The following is a 12,552-nucleotide window of genomic DNA, read 5'->3' on the forward strand; positions in this document are numbered from 1 at the left end:
CGTCGGCGAGGGCGTGGAACAGCCCGGAACGAGGACGTGTGCTCACGTCCGCAAAGCGGGCGGCACCGCGCGGGCGCGATGACGGCGTTCGCTACAGACAGGCAAAAACGAAGGGCTCTTCCGTCGCGCGAACTGCTGTCGAGGAGTCATCCGGACACGACGGCGATGTCGGCACCGGGCGACCGACTAGGCGTCGGATCAACGGGAAATACGAGGCGCGGAAGAGCGGTTGGTACTGCACGGTCGACTTGGATCCATAGCAGTCCCCACCTCCTCCGGCCGGTCCCCCGTGGGGGACGACATGTCGTCGGGACGAAGAAGAGCGACGCTTCTGCGTGCTGTCCCGACCGGCGGCCAGGCTATCAGCCGCCCAAGGCCCAATCCCGTACTTTGCCCGTTCCCTACGCGATCTATGCTCGCGGGATGGCAGAAATTCTCGCTCTGGTCGAGGCCCGGCTCATCTCCGCCCTCGGGGAACCGGACGCCCGCGCCGACGTGACGTTCCTGGGCACCGACCGCATCGAGGTGCTGCGCTTCCTCGACGGCGACGTGGTGCGCTACGCGACGCTCGGCATGTCCGGTCAGCCGATGGCCGACCCCACCTCCCCGCTCGCCGACCCGGTGAAGGGCCCCCGCGCCGAGTTGATCCTCTCCGTACGGGGCGGAATCGCCGACACCGACCAGGTGCTGCGCCCGCTCGCCGTGCTGGCCGCGTCCCCGCAGGTCGAGGGGTTGATCGTGGCCGCCGGAGCCTCGCTGGACCTGGGGGAGCCGCTGTGGACCGGGGCGCCGTTCACCTCGGTCCTGGTCGCGGAGTCCGGTGGTCTGGTGGAGGACCTGGAGCTGGACGAGCCGATGGACCCGGTGCGCTTCCTGCCGCTGCTGCCGATGACGCACAACGAGGCCGCCTGGAAGCGGGTGCGCGGCGCGCAGGAGCTCCAGGAGCGGTGGCTGACGCACGGTACGGACCTGCGCGACCCGCTGCGCACCTCCGTAGTCCTGGACTAGCGCGAAGAATCCGCGGGTTCGGCCTCATCGCTCGTCTTCGTGGGTGATCTGACCGGCCGCTGACTCGCAGCCGGACGGGGACGGGCTCCCGCTGTGACACTCGCCCGGCCCGAGCCACGCTGCGGACGGGTGATCGTCCTTGACGCGAGGACCGGCGGGGAGGACGGTTGGTCTCTATGAGGGGCGAACCCAGTTGCCCGAAGTGCGGTGGCCGGGTCAGGGCGCCCGGTCTCTTCGCCGACGCCTGGCAGTGCTCCGTGCACGGCCAGGTCCACCCGATGCAGCCGGTCATCCCGCCGAGCGTCGAAGGTCTCGGCGTCGTGGTGCACCGCGCTCAGGTTCCCGTCTGGATGCCCTGGCCGCTCCCCGTGGGCTGGCTGTTCACCGGGGTAGCCAGCGCGGGCGACGACCGCAGCGGCGGCCGCGCGAGCGCCGTGGCCTGCTCCGGGCCCGGACCGCTGGGCGGGATGGGCGAACTGCTGCTGGTCGCCGAGGAACTGGGCGTAGGGCTCGGCGCACGGTACGCCGGGATCGACGGCCCGGACCCCGGCCGCCACCTGGACGTCGACTCCGCCCCCGACGCCAAGGTCCACGCCGCCGGCCGCCCCACCCCCCTCTGGCACGTCAGGAACGCTCCGTCGGACCGCGCCGTCTTCGCGGGCGAGGCACGGGGGCTGTGGCTGTGGGCGATCCTGTGGCCCGAGCAGTCGGGGCTGCTGATGTACGACGAGCTGGTCCTCACCGACCTGCGGGACGCCGGGGGAGAGGTGGATCTCCTCCCCTGCGGAGCGCTCACCCCCCGCCTGCTCACCGTCCCCGAGGCGCCGCCCCGGCAGGCGACGGGCGAACGGTAGCGGCGGCGAGCGCGGCTCCGGCGCGGGCCGGGAGCCCGGCCGTGGGCGGCCGGAGGCCGGACGCGCGGCGGTTATCCTTGAGCGGTCCCCCGTCCGCCCGCGAGCCCTGGAGTCAAGCGTCGTGCGCATCGACCTGCACACCCACTCCACCGCGTCGGACGGCACGGACACCCCCGCCGAACTGGTCGCGAACGCGGCCGCCGCGGGGCTGGACGTCGTCGCGCTCACCGACCACGACACCGTGGGCGGCCACAAGCAGGCCATCGACGCGCTGCCCGAGGGGCTCACCCTCGTCACCGGCGCCGAGCTCTCCTGCCGCGTCGACGGCGTGGGCCTGCACATGCTGGCCTACCTCTTCGACCCCGCCGACGCGGAGCTGGAGCGTGCCCGGGAACTCGTCCGCGACGACCGGGTGCCGCGCGCCCAGGAGATGGTCCGCAAGCTCCGCGCCCTCGACGTCCCCATCACCTGGGAGCAGGTCGCCCGCATCGCCGGGGACGGTTCGGTCGGTCGCCCGCACGTCGCCGCGGCCCTCGTCGAACTCGGCGTCGTACCCACGGTCTCGGACGCCTTCACGCCCGACTGGCTGGGTACCGGCGGCAGGGCGTACGCGGAGAAGCACGAGTTCGACCCCTTCGAGGCGATCCGCCTGGTGAAGGCGGCGGGCGGGGTCACCGTCTTCGCCCACCCGGCCGCCGTGAAACGCGGCGCGGTGGTCCCCGAGTCCACGATCGCCGCCCTCGCCGAAGCCGGCCTCGACGGCGTCGAGGTCGACCACATGGACCACGACGGGCCGACCCGGGCCCGGCTGCGCGGCCTCGCCCGCGAACTGGGGCTGCTCACGACCGGCTCCAGCGACTACCACGGCACCCGGAAATCCGTCGAGCTCGGCGCGTGCACCACCGATCCCGAGATCTACGGCGAGATCACCCGGCGCGCCACGGGAGCCTTCCCGGTGCCGGGCGCCGGCGGAGCCGGTCTCCGCTAGGCGGCTCTGCCGGGTCACGCCCGGACAGCTCCTGGGCCCCGCCCACTCTCACCGCACCACCTTCCGCACTTCCCGCGCGCCCCTGTGCGTACCGCCGCGTGCCCGACCGGGCGCCGACCACCGCCCGGACCCCGCGCCCCCCTTACCGCCCGCTCTTCTCTCGCAAGGCTCACTGTGTTCGACGTCGCTGTCTTCGGATCCCTTTTTCTCACCCTATTTGTGATCATGGACCCGCCCGGGATCACGCCGATCTTCCTCGCGCTCACCGCGGGCCGCCCCGCCAAGGTGCAGCGCAGGATGGCGCTCCAGGCGGTCATGGTCGCGTTCGGCGTGATCGCCGTCTTCGGTCTGCTCGGTCAGCAGATCCTCGACTATCTGCATGTCTCCGTGCCCGCCCTGATGATCGCGGGCGGACTCCTGCTGCTGCTCATCGCGCTCGACCTGCTCACCGGCAAGACGGACGAGCCGACGCAGACGAAGGACGTCAACGTGGCGCTCGTACCGCTGGGCATGCCGCTGCTGGCCGGGCCCGGCGCGATCGTCTCGGTCATCCTCGCGGTGCAGCACGCCGACGGCGTGGGCGGCCAGCTCTCGGTGTGGTCCGCGATCGTCGCCATGCACGTGGTGCTCTGGCTGGCCATGCGCTACTCGCTGGTCATCATCCGCGTGATCAAGGACGGCGGCGTGGTCCTGGTGACCCGGCTCGCCGGCATGATGCTCTCCGCCATCGCCGTCCAGCAGATCATCAACGGCGTCACCCAGGTCATCCGGACCTCCTGACCCCTCCCACGCACCACAGCGCCCCCGCACGGACGTTCCGTGCGGGGGCGCTTCGTCTTTAGCGGCGCAATGCGATGAGGCGCGCGGCCTCGTCAGGCGTCATGAGCCCATGAGCGTTACGAAGCCGAGCCGTCGGCCGGCCGGATGTAGAGGCGCCGGCCCGTCGCTGCGGCCTGCTGCACGATCCGGTTGACGGAGGCGGCGTCCACGACGGTGCTGTCCACGGCGGTACCGTCGACGTCGTCGAGTCGCATGATCTCGAAGCGCATAGGGCTTCCCTTCGTCTGATCCTCCTGCTGGAGAACTGCTGGCACCGGTGGGGCGTCCCACCGGCAAGACTGGGAACGCGAGGCTTCCCTCGCGTTCCACGTGGGTGACAACGCATTGCCTCCAGCAAACATTCCCTACGCTAAGGAAATTTTTTGGATGTCTAAGTACCCGTCGGTAGTCACATCACCACAGACCATGAGGTTCGCATGAACGAGGCGGACCCGCGGTCCATCGACGGAGCCGGTCTCGGCGCCCGCCTGGACCGCACCAACGAGCTGCTCCAGCGCATGCTCATCGAGGTCTCCAAGACCCCGTCGACGCACGCCATCTTCGTGGACGCCGGCTATGTGTACGCCGCGGCCGGGCTGCTCGTCACCGGGACCGAGGACCGGCGCTCCTTCGACCTCGACGCCGAAGGGCTGATCGAGGCCTTCATCGACAAGGCCCGCACGATCTTCGCGGACAGCAGGCTGCTGCGCGTCTACTGGTACGACGGGGCCCGCCGCCGCATCCACACCACCGAGCAGCAGGCCATCGCCGAACTCCCCGACGTCAAGGTGCGGCTCGGCAACCTCAACGCCAACAACCAGCAGAAGGGCGTCGACTCGCTCATCCGCACCGACCTCGAATCCCTCGCCCGGCACCGCGCCATCAGCGACGCGGCGCTCGTCGGCGGTGACGAGGACCTGGTCTCGGCGGTCGAGGCCGCTCAGGGCTACGGGGCGCGTGTGCACCTCTGGGGCATCGAGGCCGCCGAAGGACGCAACCAGGCCGAACCGCTGCTCTGGGAGGTCGACAGCCAGCGCACCTTCGAGCTCGACTTCTGCCGCCCCTACGTCACACGGCGGCCCGTCACCACGTACGAGGACGACAGCCCCGCCCCCTCCCGGGAGGACGTCCGCTTCGTCGGCGCACAGATCGCCGCCGCCTGGCTCGCCGCGCGCGGCCGGGAGTCCCTGGCCGACCTGCTGCCCGGCCACCCCTATCTGCCGGGCTCCGTCGACCAGGACCTGCTGGTGGAGGCGGAACGCCTGCTCCAGCACTCGCTGCGCGGCCACGCGCACCTGCGACGGGCGCTCCGGGACGGCTTCTGGCAGCACCTGCAGTCGCAGTACTGACGGAAGCGGGGCGGCCGGTGGCGGCGCCTCCGGCGGTCGGCGGGACGCGGCGGGGGGCGCCGCCGGCGCGTCAGACGGCCGGCAGACCGTCCCAGAAAGCGGCCAGCGCCTTCGCCGTCTCCGACGGGCGGGCGGTGTTGGGGGAGTGCTCGGCGCCCGCGATCGTGGTGCGGCGGGCGCCGAGACGCCGCGCCATGGAGTCGAACAGCTCCACCGGCCACACGTCGTCGCGCTCCCCGGACAGCACGTGGACGGGCAGGCCGACGGCGGCCAGCTCGTCCACCCGGTCCGGTTCGGCGGCCAGCTGGGCCCCGGTGGCGATCAACTGGGCCGGGTCGTGGGCGAGCCAGCGGTGGCGCATGTCCGCACCGTCGCCGGTGTCCGCGTCCTGCGGCGGATCGAGCGCCCGCATCGCCTCCCACACCTCGTCCATGGACAGCACGGACAACGCGTCGCTCAGCATCTTCACCTTGTCCCGCTGGGCCGCGACGACCTCAGCGGGCCCCGAGGACATCAACGTCAGCGAGCGGAACGGGGTGGCGTCCAGCAGCACGGCGGCGCGGGCGATCTGACCGCCGAGCGAGTGCCCGAGCAGATGCAGCCGACCCTCCCCGCCGCCCAGGGCCGCCGCCTGGGCCAGCACATCGAGGGCCAACTCGGCCTGGGCGTAATGCTCCTGGCGGCCCGTCCCCTTCGATGCGTACTGCCCCCGGCCGTCCACCGCGACCACTCGGTAGCCCGCCGCGCACAGCGGCTCCAGCAGCGCGATGAAGTCCTCCTTGCTGCCGGTGTATCCGGGCAGCAGCAGGGCGGTGGCCCGTTCGGGGGTACGCGGTACGGCGTCCAGGACGGCGAAGTCGCCGCGCTCGGTCTCCAGGACACGGGCGCGGGCGCAGGGCGGCGGGGCGAAGGTGGGCGGGCGGCTCATGCGACGAGGCTATCCCCGTCGCACGCGTCCACGCCTCACCGGGCAGCTCATCCGGCGCGAGCGCCGGGAGCCCCTCACGGCGGCACGGGGCAGCGGAAACGGCTCCGGCCCCCGCGTGTGCGGGGGCCGGAGCCGTAGGTGGTGCTGGGTCGCCGTGAGCGTCAGCTCTCGGTCGTCGTCGCCGACGCCTGGCCCGCCGGGCGGGTGGCGCGACGGCGGCGCGGCTTGGCGTCCGCCTCGGCGGCCTCGCTCACCACGGCCTCGGCCTCGGAGACCACTGCGGCCTCCTGGGTCGCGGTCGAGGTGACGCTGCGGGTGGCACGGCGGCGGCGCGGCTTGGCGTCCGCCTCGACGGCCGGGGCCTCGACGGCGGGCTGCTCGGAGGCGACCACCTTCGCGGTGGCCTTCTTCGCCGAGGCCTTCGTGGCGACCTTCGCGGTGACCTTCTCCGTGGTCTCCGTGGTCTCCGTGGTCTTCTCCGGCTCCGCCTTCGCCCGGGACTTCGTCGTCCTGGTCGCCCGGGCCTTCGGCTCGGCCGACGCGGCCGTGGTCCTCGGCTCCGACGTGGCCTTCGTCGTGGCGCGGGCCGGACGACGACGCGTCTTCACCTCCGGCTCAGGCTCGGCGGCCGGGGCGATCTGGAAGTCGACCTCGTCGGCCGGCTTCACGATCCGGGTGCGGCGGCGCGGCTTGAGCGCCTTCGGCTCGGCGACCGGCTCCGTGACGCCCGCGGCGACGGCCACGGTCTGGAACTCGGCCGGGGCCGGCGTGGCCGGAGCCGCGGCGACGGGCGAAGCCGTCTCCTCGGCCACCGGCTTCACGGCGGCGCGGCTGCGACGGCGGCGCGGCTTGGTCTCCGGCTCGGCCTCCGCGACCGGCTCGGCCACCGGTGCGGCCTCGATCACGGGCGCGGCCTCGGCCACCGGAGCGGGAACCACCGGAGCCTCGGCGACCGCCACGGCCGCCTCGGTGACGGCCTCAGGGGCGCTGACGCGGGTACGGCGGCGACGACGCGGCGTACGCGGTGCGTCGTCGGACGCCTCGGCCTCGGCGCCGGCCGGTGCGACCGCGGCGACCGGGGAGGTCTCCTTGGCCGGTGCGGGCACCGTCGCGGAGGCCTCCTCCGCCGCGGAGCCGCCACGGGTGCGGCGGCGCTGACGCGGCGTACGGGTGCGGGGCTCGCGCTCCTCACGGGCCGGGGCCGGTGCGGCGGCCTTGCGGCCGCGGCCGCCGGTCTCGCCGAGGTCCTCGACCTCCTCCGCCCGCAGACCGGCACGGGTCCGCTCGGCGCGCGGCAGCACACCCTTGGTGCCCGCCGGGATGCCGAGATCCTCGAAGAGGTGCGGCGAGGTGGAGTACGTCTCGGGCGGGTCCGGGAACTTCAGGTCCAAGGCCTTGTTGATCAGCTGCCAGCGCGGGATGTCGTCCCAGTCCACCAGCGTGATCGCGATGCCCTTGGCGCCCGCGCGGCCGGTGCGGCCGATGCGGTGGAGGTAGGTCTTCTCGTCCTCCGGCGACTGGTAGTTGACGACGTGGGTCACACCCTCGACGTCGATACCGCGCGCGGCGACGTCGGTGCAGACCAGCACGTCGACCTTGCCGTTGCGGAAGGCGCGCAGCGCCTGCTCGCGGGCGCCCTGGCCGAGGTCGCCGTGGACCGCGCCGGAGGCGAAGCCGCGCTTCTCCAGCTGCTCGGCGATGTCGGCCGCCGTGCGCTTCGTACGGCAGAAGACCATCGCGAGCCCGCGGCCGTCGGCCTGGAGGATGCGGGAGAGCAGCTCCGGCTTGTCCATGTTGTGGGCGCGGTAGACGTGCTGGACCGTGTTCTTCACGGTCGTGCCCTCGTCGTCGGGCGACGTGGCGTTGATGTGCGTCGGCTGCGACATGTAGCGGCGCGCGAGGCTGATGACGGCACCGGGCATGGTGGCCGAGAACAGCATCGTCTGACGCTTGGGCGGCAGCATCGTGATGATGCGTTCGACGTCGGGCAGGAAGCCCAGGTCCAGCATCTCGTCGGCCTCGTCGAGGACGAGCCCGCGGATGTGGGAGAGGTCGAGCTTGCGCTGGCCCGCCAGGTCCAGGAGACGGCCCGGGGTGCCGACGATCACGTCGACGCCCTTCTTGAGGGCCTCGACCTGGGGCTCGTACGCCCGGCCGCCGTAGATCGCGAGAACGCGGACGTTACGGACCTTGCCGGCCGTGAGCAGGTCGTTGGTGACCTGCTGGCACAGCTCGCGGGTGGGGACGACGACGAGCGCCTGCGGCGCGTCGGTCAGCTGCTCGGGCTTGGCGCGGCCCGCCTCGACGTCGGCGGGGACGGTCACACGCTCCAGGAGCGGAAGACCGAAGCCGAGCGTCTTGCCGGTGCCGGTCTTGGCCTGGCCGATGACGTCGGAGCCGGAGAGCGCTACGGGGAGCGTCATCTCCTGGATGGGGAAGGGGGATGTGATGCCGACAGCCTCAAGGGCTTCGGCCGTCTCGGAAAGAATACCGAGGTCGCGGAACGTAGTCAGGGTGCTGCCTCTTCTGTGAGACGCGGTCCGAGGCGAACGCTGGGGGTCGTACCGTGCCGGGGTTGGTCATCCGGCCTTGGATGGGCCGGGTGGCGCGGGACCACTGCCGTCGCTCGAGCGCTCGTGCCGCTGAGGGGGCCCCTCAGCTGCGGTCGTACGTGTCGTACGCACCGCGTGGAGGGCTGTCGGGTCGGAGCCGATCGGGCCACCGACCGGGCATCCTCATTCAAGGGCGCGCCTCTGGCACAGCACAGTGCTCAGTAAGCGCAATACCACTGTACCCCGGATTCGCGCATGTGTGTTGGACGAATTCATCGGAACGGTATGAGGTCCCCGGCTGACCAGGCCCTTCCGCCCTGCGTGGAGCGGGCTATCGTTCCGTTCATGGAGACGCCTGACCACGCCACTGAGACCCCCGCCGAAGCTTCCGCAGCCACCGGGATCGCCGCCCAGGACTGGGCCACCGCGGCAGCCGACCCGCAGTACCGCGCCGCGGTCGTGGACCTGCTCGGCGCCCTCGCCTACGGAGAGCTGGCGGCCTTCGAGCGGCTGGCGGAGGACGCGAAGCTCGCGCCGACACTCGGCGACAAGGCGGAGCTGGCGAAGATGGCCGCTGCCGAGTTCCACCACTTCGAGCAGCTCAACCAGCGGCTCACCGCCGTGGACGAGGACCCCACCGCCGCGATGGAGCCGTTCGCCAAGGCGCTCGACGACTTCCACCGCCAGACGGCGCCGTCCGACTGGCTGGAGGGCCTGGTCAAGGCGTACGTTGGCGACTCGATCGCGAGCGACTTCTACCGCGAGGTCGCGGCCCGGCTCGACACCGACACCCGGTCCCTGGTGCTGTCCGTGCTCGACGACACGGGCCACGGGAACTTCGCCGTGGAGAAGGTGCGCGCCGCGATCGAGGCCGACCCGCGGCTCGGCGGACGGCTCGCCCTGTGGGCGCGCCGGCTGATGGGCGAGGCGCTGTCGCAGGCCCAGCGGGTGGTCGCCGACCGCGACGCCCTCTCGACGATGCTGGTGGGCGGCGTCGCGGACGGCTTCGACCTGGCCGAGGTGGGCCGGATGTTCTCCCGGATCACCGAGGCCCACACCAAGCGGATGGCCGCGCTGGGACTGGCCGCGTAACACCTCGCTACTGGGCCGCCGCCGCAGACCGGGAGAGGCGGCGGCCGCGTGGTCGGATCAGGAGCGACAGCGTCACCGCCCCGACGGACACGGCTCCGATCAGTGTCGTCAGGACATGGCCGGTACCCAGCGCGGCATGCGTCAGATACGCGCCGAACAGGGCGCCCAGCGCGCCCGTGAGATATACCGCACGGCCGGTCGGCAGTCGGTCGGCCAGTGATCGGAGCGCCGCCCAGGACAGGGCGAGTCCGAGGACGGCGGCGCCGAAGGATTCCCAGATCACAGAGGATCACCTCGCGAGGGGTGTGCGGGGCGGGCAAATCGGTCGTAGGCGGTACTACCCCCAGCCTGTGAAAAGCAACCCTCCGGCGGACCGTTGCGACCCGTACGGGATCCGGGACGGACGGGCAGAGCGACCGGCGGACGACACAGGAGCGGCCCGGCGGGGACATCCCCGCCGGGCCGCTCCTGTGATCAACGCGTCCGGTGGACTACAGCGTCCCGAACCCCACCCGCCGGGTGGTCGGCTCACCGATCTCCACATACGCGATCCGGTCGGCCGGCACCAGGACCTTGCGGCCCTTGTCGTCCGTGAGGCTGAGCAGCTCCGCCTTGCCGCCCAGTGCCGCGGCGACCGCGCTCTCGACGTCCTCGGCGGAAAGCCCGCTCTCCAGAACGATCTCGCGGGGCGTGTGCTGCACCCCGATCTTGACCTCCACGGCTATGTCCCTCCGACGGTCAGTCCTTGCGCGGCGAACCGCGCCGTACGCAGCCACATTAGCCCGGCGGAAGCGGGCCTCATGGCCCGGTCGGCAACGCCCGCAGCGAACACGGCGTCGGACCGTTCCCCGCCGGAGGGCTCAGGTCTGCTCGGCGCCGTGCAGCGGGAAGCCCGCGATGCCCCGCCAGGCCAGCGAGGTGAGGAGCTGGACGGCGGTGTCGCGGGGGATGGTGGACCGGCTGGAGAGCCAGTAGCGCGCCACCACCTGGGAGACGCCGCCGAGGCCCACGGCCAGCAGCATGGACTCGTCCTTGGACAGGCCGGTGTCCCCGGCGATCACGTCGGAGATGGCCTCGGCGCACTGGAGGGACACCCGGTCGACCCGCTCGCGCACGGCGGGCTCGTTGGTCAGGTCGGACTCGAAGACCAGCCGGAACGCGCCGCCCTCGTCCTCCACGTACGCGAAGTAGGCGTCCATCGTCGCCTCGACGCGCAGCTTGTTGTCCGTCGTGGAGGCCAGCGCCGTGCGCACGGCCTGGAGCAGGGACTCGCAGTGCTGGTCGAGCAGGGCCAGGTAGAGCTCCAGCTTTCCGGGGAAGTGCTGGTAGAGCACCGGCTTGCTGACTCCGGCCCGCTCGGCGATGTCGTCCATCGCGGCGGAGTGGTAGCCCTGCGCGACGAAGACCTCCTGTGCGGCGCCCAGCAGCTGATTGCGCCGGGCGCGGCGGGGAAGGCGTGTACCCCGCGGGCGCGCGGCCTCTGTCTGCTCGATGGCTGTCACGCCGCCTCCCAAATATGTGTTCCAGCACAGCCGGTCCGTGCACGCTGCGCCGTACAGCCATCGTACTTTTGGGTAACCCGGGTATGCGCGGCGCGGACGCAGAATTTCATGGACCGGACGGCTGTGGAAGCCACAGTTCTCCCTGGTCGTGAGCAAACCGGGGCGTACTACCGGTAATCGTCCTCGTCCAAGGGGATCACCCTGCGCTGTTCCGCCGCATCGGCCTCATTGGCGGTGTCCGGATCGACGCTCTCCGCCGGTTCGTCGTCCTCGGGCCGGACATCCGTACGCTGCTCGGCGGCGTCGGCCTCCGGGGCCTCGGGCCCCGCCTCGTCCGGTTCGGCGTTCTCGAAGGTGTCCGGGTCGCTCGGGTCGACCGTCATGGCGCAGCTCCCTTCCTTCCCTGAAGCGTAGGAGCTACCCGCCTGCCCCGCGATGCGACCTGTGACGGCGAACACATGAAGGGGGACGTGATCGTCTCGTAACATTGCCGTATGTCTTCGACCGAGCTGCCGGGTGTCCAGGCCGCCGCCGCCGCGGTGGCTCCCACGGTCAGTGCCGTCCGGGTCGCCGACGGCGAACGGCTGCGCTCCGTGTCGCTGGCGGGGATCGGCCTGAACGTCCGCTGCCGGCCGGGCGACCGGACCGGACTGCCCCCCGCGCTGTACGTGCACGGGCTCGGCGGCTCGTCGCAGAACTGGTCCGCGCTGATGCCGCTGCTGTCCGACCTGGTCGACGGCGAGGCGGTCGACCTGCCCGGATTCGGGGACTCGCCGCCGCCGGACGACGGTGACTACTCGGTGACCGGACACGCGCGCGCGGTGATCCGGCTGCTGGACGCGGAGGAGCGGGGGCCCGTCCACCTGTTCGGCAATTCGCTGGGCGGCGCCGTCGCCACCCGGGTCGCCGCGGTCCGCCCCGATCTGGTGCGCACCCTCACCCTGATCTCGCCCGCCCTGCCGGAGTGGCGGGTGCAGCGACCCGCCGTCCCGACCGGCCTCCTCGCGGTGCCGGGAGTCGCATCCCTGTTCGCCCGGCTGACGAAGGGCTGGACGGCGGAGCAGCGGACGCGCGGAGTCATGGCACTCTGTTACGGCGATCCGGCACGGGTCTCCGACGAATCCTTCCGCAACGCGGTGGCCGAGATGGAGCGACGGCTGGAGCTGCCGTACTTCTGGGACGCGATGACGCGTTCGGCCCGGGGCATCGTCGACGCGTACACCCTGGGCGGCCAGCACGGACTGTGGCGCCAGGCCGAGCGGGTGCTCGCACCGACCCAGCTCGTGTACGGCGGACGGGACCAGCTCGTCTCGTACCGGATGGCACGCAGGGCGTCCGCGGCCTTCCGCGACGCCCGGCTGCTGACGCTGCCCGACGCGGGGCACGTGGCGATGATGGAGTACCCGGAGGCGGTCGCCCAGGCGTTCCGGGAACTGCTGGACGATTGCGGCGGGAGCTGA

Annotated in this window: 14 protein-coding genes; 7 read left to right on the forward strand and 7 right to left on the reverse strand. The window is 72.1% G+C overall.

Translation table 11 applies throughout. The features are described from left to right. The first annotated feature begins 423 nt into the window (after window positions 1-423). The 4 genes from ACH4RG_RS07975 to ACH4RG_RS07990 all read left to right on the forward strand — a co-directional run bounded on the left by ACH4RG_RS07975 (window position 424) and on the right by ACH4RG_RS07990 (window position 3,630). Window positions 424-1,008 carry a suppressor of fused domain protein gene (locus ACH4RG_RS07975; protein WP_398161245.1) on the forward strand — a complete coding sequence of 195 codons (585 nt, stop codon included), beginning with the start codon at window positions 424-426 and terminating at the stop codon, window positions 1,006-1,008. 176 nt (window positions 1,009-1,184) lie between these two features. After that, window positions 1,185-1,862, forward strand: a complete 678-nt coding sequence (locus tag ACH4RG_RS07980) for a DUF6758 family protein (RefSeq protein ID WP_397921601.1) — start codon at window positions 1,185-1,187, stop codon at window positions 1,860-1,862. A gap of 121 nt (window positions 1,863-1,983) precedes the next feature. Next, a complete protein-coding gene (locus ACH4RG_RS07985; RefSeq protein ID WP_397921599.1) occupies window positions 1,984-2,850 on the forward strand; it encodes a PHP domain-containing protein in 867 nt (288 codons plus the stop codon). Window positions 2,851-3,024: 174 nt separating this feature from the next. After that, on the forward strand, window positions 3,025-3,630 hold the full coding sequence (locus tag ACH4RG_RS07990; RefSeq protein WP_397921597.1) for a MarC family protein: 606 nt from the start codon (window positions 3,025-3,027) through the stop codon (window positions 3,628-3,630). A gap of 116 nt (window positions 3,631-3,746) precedes the next feature. On the opposite strand, the gene ACH4RG_RS07995 is transcribed toward ACH4RG_RS07990, so the two are convergent. After that, window positions 3,747-3,899 carry a hypothetical protein gene (locus ACH4RG_RS07995; RefSeq protein WP_397921595.1) on the reverse strand — a complete coding sequence of 51 codons (153 nt, stop codon included), beginning with the start codon at window positions 3,897-3,899 and terminating at the stop codon, window positions 3,747-3,749. Window positions 3,900-4,106: 207 nt separating this feature from the next. On the opposite strand from ACH4RG_RS07995, the gene ACH4RG_RS08000 reads away from it, so the two are divergent. Further along, entirely contained in the window at window positions 4,107-5,018 is a 912-nt protein-coding gene (locus ACH4RG_RS08000; protein WP_397929142.1) for an NYN domain-containing protein, read from the forward strand. Between the two features lie 70 nt (window positions 5,019-5,088). Here ACH4RG_RS08000 and ACH4RG_RS08005 read toward each other — a convergent pair whose 3' ends face one another. Together ACH4RG_RS08005 and ACH4RG_RS08010 are read right to left on the reverse strand one after the other, a co-directional pair. Then, on the reverse strand, window positions 5,089-5,946 hold the full coding sequence (locus tag ACH4RG_RS08005; RefSeq protein ID WP_397921590.1) for an alpha/beta fold hydrolase: 858 nt from the start codon (window positions 5,944-5,946) through the stop codon (window positions 5,089-5,091). 161 nt (window positions 5,947-6,107) lie between these two features. After that, window positions 6,108-8,369 (reverse strand): DEAD/DEAH box helicase, encoded by a 2,262-nt coding sequence (locus tag ACH4RG_RS08010; RefSeq protein WP_398539262.1) that lies wholly within the window; start codon window positions 8,367-8,369, stop codon window positions 6,108-6,110. 474 nt (window positions 8,370-8,843) lie between these two features. Here ACH4RG_RS08010 and ACH4RG_RS08015 point away from each other — a divergent pair, with 474 nt between their 5' ends. Next, window positions 8,844-9,590 carry a ferritin-like fold-containing protein gene (locus ACH4RG_RS08015; RefSeq protein WP_007446800.1) on the forward strand — a complete coding sequence of 249 codons (747 nt, stop codon included), beginning with the start codon at window positions 8,844-8,846 and terminating at the stop codon, window positions 9,588-9,590. 7 nt (window positions 9,591-9,597) lie between these two features. Here ACH4RG_RS08015 and ACH4RG_RS08020 read toward each other — a convergent pair whose 3' ends face one another. The 4 genes from ACH4RG_RS08020 to ACH4RG_RS08035 form a co-directional block, all read right to left on the reverse strand. After that, complete coding sequence (locus ACH4RG_RS08020) at window positions 9,598-9,873, reverse strand: hypothetical protein (protein WP_397921585.1); 276 nt, start codon at window positions 9,871-9,873, stop codon at window positions 9,598-9,600. 208 nt (window positions 9,874-10,081) lie between these two features. Further along, window positions 10,082-10,309, reverse strand: coding sequence for a DUF3107 domain-containing protein (locus ACH4RG_RS08025; RefSeq protein WP_003966467.1), 228 nt, complete (start codon window positions 10,307-10,309; stop codon window positions 10,082-10,084). A 141-nt stretch (window positions 10,310-10,450) separates the two neighbouring features. Then, on the reverse strand, window positions 10,451-11,092 hold the full coding sequence (locus tag ACH4RG_RS08030; protein WP_018956316.1) for a TetR/AcrR family transcriptional regulator: 642 nt from the start codon (window positions 11,090-11,092) through the stop codon (window positions 10,451-10,453). A gap of 167 nt (window positions 11,093-11,259) precedes the next feature. Next, on the reverse strand, window positions 11,260-11,475 hold the full coding sequence (locus tag ACH4RG_RS08035; RefSeq protein WP_397921583.1) for a hypothetical protein: 216 nt from the start codon (window positions 11,473-11,475) through the stop codon (window positions 11,260-11,262). 111 nt (window positions 11,476-11,586) lie between these two features. On the opposite strand from ACH4RG_RS08035, the gene ACH4RG_RS08040 reads away from it, so the two are divergent. Further along, the gene (locus ACH4RG_RS08040) at window positions 11,587-12,552 is read left to right on the forward strand and encodes an alpha/beta fold hydrolase (RefSeq protein WP_398161239.1); all 966 of its coding nucleotides are present in this window, start codon (window positions 11,587-11,589) and stop codon (window positions 12,550-12,552) included.

It is taken from the genome of Streptomyces sp. NPDC021019, from assembly GCF_044333295.1.
Taxonomy (GTDB): Bacteria; Actinomycetota; Actinomycetes; order Streptomycetales; family Streptomycetaceae; genus Streptomyces.